General features: G+C 38.7%; 1 protein-coding gene. It reads left to right on the plus strand.

Annotated features, from left to right (window positions below; all coding sequences use genetic code 11):
• Window positions 1-310: transposase (locus FS736_RS23555; RefSeq protein ID WP_144481534.1), on the plus strand; the 310-nt coding region annotated here is incomplete at both ends.

Here is a 310-nt window from a genome sequence, read left to right on the forward strand (position 1 = left end):
TTTTGCGCATGGTAATTCTCTATTGCGCCATGCTGGATTACATCTTTCAGAGGCCAGTTCAGGTAAATGGAAAGGACAAATTGTCCTTTCTAAGCGTGGCAGATCTCGTTTACGGCGGTTTTTGTATTTAGCGACAATGAGTCTTGTCATGAACAACCCTGATTTTAAAGAGCTGCACGCCAATAATGTTAATGTGAAGAAGATGAAGAAAATGAAATCAATAATGAAATTAATCCATAAACTCGCCAGAGTATTAGTAGGAATGGCCAGAAAGAATGATTCTTATCGTTCCGAGAAGATCCAATCGATT

The sequence above is a fragment of the Cytobacillus oceanisediminis 2691 genome (assembly GCF_007678455.1).
In the GTDB taxonomy this organism is placed as follows: Bacteria; Bacillota; Bacilli; order Bacillales; family Cytobacillaceae; genus Mesobacillus; species Mesobacillus oceanisediminis_A.